Below are 4479 nucleotides of genomic sequence, written 5' to 3' on the forward strand. Positions count from 1 at the left end.
CTGCGAAAGTGGGACAAGATCGTTTATATAGACATCGATGTTCATCACGGCGACGGGGTTCAATGGCTTTTTTATAATGACCCACGCGTTCTAACGGTTTCGATTCATGAATCGGGCAGGTGGCTGTTCCCTGGCACCGGTGATGTGGATGAGATTGGAGAGGGTGCAGGAGATGGTTTTGCCCTGAATGCTCCGCTTGCGCCCGGCACGACCGATGAGTTATGGATGCATGTTTTTGAAGAGGCAGTCGTTCCAATTATCGAAGCTTTCGATCCGGGAGCGATATTCCTGCAGATGGGAGCCGATGCGCACTATCTCGACCCTATCGGCCAGCTTCGCTTAACTGCGCAAGGTTGGGTGAAAGCAGTAAAGCGAGTTCTCGAAATGGGCAAGCCGATTGTTGCAGCAGGCGGGGGAGGATATAACCTGACGGCTGTTCCGAGAATGTGGACGCTGGCTTACGGGGCGCTTTCCGGCATAGAGTTCGACGACAAAATCCCAGCGAGCTTTGCGGAAGTTCACCAAGTGAGCACCTTAAGTGATCATGTGGTAACGTCAATAGGCGAAGATAGGACTCAGTTTGTTGAGGAATTCGACGAATCAACCATCACAGGAATCAAAAAGTTGATGTTCCCGCGATTTGGTTTGAAATAGTCTCAGAGCAGGGAAGTTAGATTCTGTCTTTGATTTCCTCTGGAAGGTTCTCGCCGGAAGTGAGCGCATCTTGCTCAAGCTCCTCATCGCTGACTTGCGATTCCGAGGCAAGCACCGCATTGGCGATGTCAAGCTTATCAGCGGGAACCATCACTTCGGTTAAACTTTGCTCGCCAACAGTGAAAGGGTAAACCCCTGAAGTGCCGTGAGTGTGCACCCATGCCGGTATTCCCGCATCCAGAAGCAGCCCTAGTACCATCTCCGCTTCATTCTCGGTCTCAGCCGTAAGAAGCGCTACAAAGGGGCCTTTATCAAAATCCTTTGTCGCATCTTTCAAATCTAATTGACATTTCGGGCATACATCGACCGGTTCTGCAACTTCGAAATCGCATCGTGGACATTTAGACATCATATTCTCCTTTGCTATCCTAAGATTAACCCCTATTATATTCGAGTTCGCATTAAGGGCGCCAAGACATGATTGATCCCCACTTATAAGTACGTAAAGCACAATTGAAATTATAGCGAAAAACACGATGATGCCGCTAATCCCTTAGGGATTTAGCGGCATCTTAACATACTTCTTTGGATCAGTTCTAACCATCATTCCTTGGGGGTGTATGCAATTTGCAATCTTTCCTGCCAGTCTCAGCTCAGCAGCCGAGAAACCGTACATAACTAGATTGTAACACATGTTTCCTGATTCCGCAAGGAAAATATTGCCAGCTTCATATAATTTTTACTGGCCGCTGGTTTGTTTTAGCTTTTTGATGGTTTCTCCAAGTCTTTGTTGCTGCTTGCCGTATTCAGCCCAGTTGCCTTGTTTTTGAGCATTAAGAGCTGCTTCATAAGCGATATTAGCTTCGTTGACCAAATTTATGACGGTGTTTGGTTTTTGTTGCGGTTGAGGTTTCCCACTAGGCGTCAGGGTAACCGTTTGCGGGACTTTTTGTCCGACAAAAAGTTTCTTAAGCGCTTCCTCAAAAGTTGGCGCGATAGTCGTACGTCTTCCCGCCCCCACCATAACAGCGCGCAACTCAGGGATTGATCCGCCGGTATCCTGTGTTGTCGCTCTCAAGAAAACCGGTTGGACATAAATTAAGCTCTTGCCAATTGGGATGACCAGCAAGTTGCCGAATAATGCCTGTGAACCGCCTTGAGCGCTGTTCCAAAGTGTCATTTGTGGAGAAATCTCAGGGTTTTGCTGGAAGAAAGAATAGACTGTTTCCGGACCAGGAACAGTCACCTGGTCGGGGAAGCGGTAGACGACCAAACGTCCATAGTTTTCAGGATCGCATTGAGCGCTCATCCACCCAATCAAGTTCTGCCTTTGGTAAGCGGTGAAGGGCAGAATGAGTTGGAAAGCATCCGTTGGGGCATCCGGCAATCGCATTTGTACATAGTACGGCGACATCTGAATTTTTTTGCCCACTTCCAAGTTTTCATTGGGGATTTCCCAAGCATCGCTCTTCTGATAAAACACTTGCGGGTCGGTCATATGGTAGAAGCGATACATGCCCGATTGGATTCGGAAGAGGCCTTCCGGATAGCGAATGTGTCGTTTAAGCGTTGGCGGCATTTGATCCAAAGGCTTGAAAAGATTGGGGAAAATGCGCTGATAGACCTTCAAGACTGGATCGTCGGTGTCACTGATGTATCCTGTAACAGTGCCGTCATAAGCGTCAATTACTATTTTGATGCTGTTGCGGACATAGTTCAAATCTAAACCCCAAGCTCCATATAATGAGCTGTAAGGGTATTTGTTACTCGTGGTGTAGGCATCAAGCATCCAGTAGAGTTTGCCGTCAGCGTTAACAATATAGGGATCAGGGTCCAGTTTCAGAAATGGAAAGACTGCCTGAGCGCGTGCAGATATTGCCCTTTGGTAGAGGAGTTTCGTTTGAGGCGTAATTTCCTTTGTGAGCATCAAGTTGCTATCGCCAAACCTAAAGGCAAACATCATTCTGGTAAACCAGTGTGATCCGCCGATAGGAATACCGTTGGTTCCGCGATAATGAGTAGTCTTCTGAGCAGCGCCCATTGGGTAATCATTTTCAGGGATGCTTGAATTAGCGTAAATAGGCCCGCTGTCAGACTCACCGTAATAGATGCCGGGTTCTTTAAGGGTTAAATTAGGCGGTGATTGGGGAGGAATATTTTGAGTGATAAATAACGGCGCACCCTCAGGCGTTGCGGCATTAACCTGGTTCATAACGATCCCATAACCATGGGTGTATTGCAGGTGGAGCGCAATCCAAGTTTTGGAGGAAGCAGGTAGCCCTTCCGTATAAAGCTCGCGCGCGGCAAGCATTGTTACTCGCTGTTTGCCGTTAATGATATACCTGTCTACATCGATGCTATTAACCGCCTCATCACCAGTCGGTTCTTGATTGAAGCGATAGTAAGGCCAGAGCGCCTGCAGGTTATTATAGGCATCAGATAAGACACGCGGGTCCCATACTCGCATATTCTCAAGCGTGGTTTGGCTGGCGTTTAACTCGGCAGACGAAGGCTCTTCAGTATAAGTAATATCTCGAACTTCGATTTTATCGAGCGCATATGCCGCCCGCGTCGCGTTGATGTTACGAGCGATATATTGGCTTTCCAGTTTGCTTTGGTTCGGGACAACGCTGAATTTCTCGACGATTACACCGGCATACAAGTACATACCGACAAACCCAACAATCGCCCAGACAATCGCTCCGGCAATAACCGGTGTGAACGCTCTACCCGCTCGGATATTTAGCAAGCTCAAAACCGCTAAGATAAGAGCGCCCCAAACAAGCCCGTTAATAAGCGGAATTCGAGCATGGGCATCTGAGTACGAAACCCCTGTCAAAACAGCGTTGGCGGAGAAGAGATAGTTAAATCGTCCTAATGACATGTTCCACGCCACTAAGACGAAGAAGAGCGCAATTAGGATTAATAAGTGCGTTCTCATCACAGGGGTTCGGACGCTAACCGAACCTATCATGCCGGTGAGTCGATTGATGAAGTAAATCGCAGCTGTTATGCCGCCAATAAAAATCACCATCCAAAGCAGATATTGAGCGGCGAATTGCAGGAAAGATAATTTGAAAAGATAAAACCCAAGGTCTTGATGGAAAACAGGGTCGGTCTTACCTATAGTAATGGCATTCTGGTATAAGAGGAAATCTTGCCAACCCGAAGCGGCAAAAGCCCCGTAAAAAAGACCGATTATCGGCGCAATAATCATAACCAGTCTTAAAACCCCGCGCTGAAGCCATCCAAACACCTGCATCACAATCATCTCGAGGTCACTCGTGCCTACGCCCAAAATCAACGTAGCGCGAATAGCAGGGACCCAGTTGAAGGATGCAAATAAGGCGCTGAGGACAAACCCAGCGAGAAATAGCCAAAACCGTGTAATGTAAAGCGTTTTAAATATCTCAGGACGTCTAACATCGTGGGCATACCACATCCAGTTAGTGTAGATCTGGACAAAGGTGCTTCCGAAAACGAAAAACACCAAAACGATCCCGAACACAATAAGCGCCCAGGGCTTTTTTGAACTTGTAGCAGGCAATTCTCTCATGAAACCATTTTAGCAGCAAGCCCTATATTACGTCAAGGAGGATATTACGGTAGTTGAGACGAACTTGATGTATGAAAACTTGCCAAAAATCCACGTGTAAAGCCACATGCTCTGCAAGAAGTTGTTTTAAATTAAACGATTAATCTGTATTGCCTTGCAGGAAAAGCGGACGGGTAGGCGGTATATTTGGATTATGATACAGACACAGCTGGTTTATTGTGGGGACAATTTAGTTAAGTTGCGGGAGTTGCCGGATGAGTGCGTGGACC

General features: G+C 47.3%; 3 protein-coding genes. 1 reads left to right on the forward strand and 2 read right to left on the reverse strand.

Annotated features, from left to right (window positions below):
- On the forward strand, positions 1 to 654 hold a 654-nt coding region (locus WCO51_10050; protein ID MEI6513600.1), incomplete at its 5' end, for an acetoin utilization protein AcuC.
- Positions 655 to 670: 16 nt separating this feature from the next.
- Here the strand turns inward: WCO51_10050 and WCO51_10055 are convergent.
- Both WCO51_10055 and WCO51_10060 read right to left on the reverse strand, forming a co-directional pair.
- Entirely contained in the window at positions 671 to 1063 is a 393-nt protein-coding gene (locus WCO51_10055) for a DUF2007 domain-containing protein (protein ID MEI6513601.1), read from the reverse strand.
- A gap of 330 nt (positions 1064 to 1393) precedes the next feature.
- Entirely contained in the window at positions 1394 to 4210 is a 2817-nt protein-coding gene (locus tag WCO51_10060) for a UPF0182 family protein (GenBank protein MEI6513602.1), read from the reverse strand.
- Positions 4211 to 4479: the final 269 nt, after the last annotated feature.

This window comes from bacterium, assembly GCA_037131655.1.
In the GTDB taxonomy this organism is placed as follows: Bacteria; Armatimonadota; Fimbriimonadia; order Fimbriimonadales; family JBAXQP01; genus JBAXQP01.

Excerpts from the sequence above, each read along its gene's own strand:
- WCO51_10055 (MEI6513601.1), bottom strand. The coding sequence starts at position 1,063 with ATGTCTAAATGTCCACGATGCGATTTCGAAGTTGCAGAACCGGTCGAT.
- WCO51_10060 (MEI6513602.1), bottom strand. The coding sequence starts at position 4,210 with ATGAGAGAATTGCCTGCTACAAGTTCAAAAAAGCCCTGGGCGCTTATT.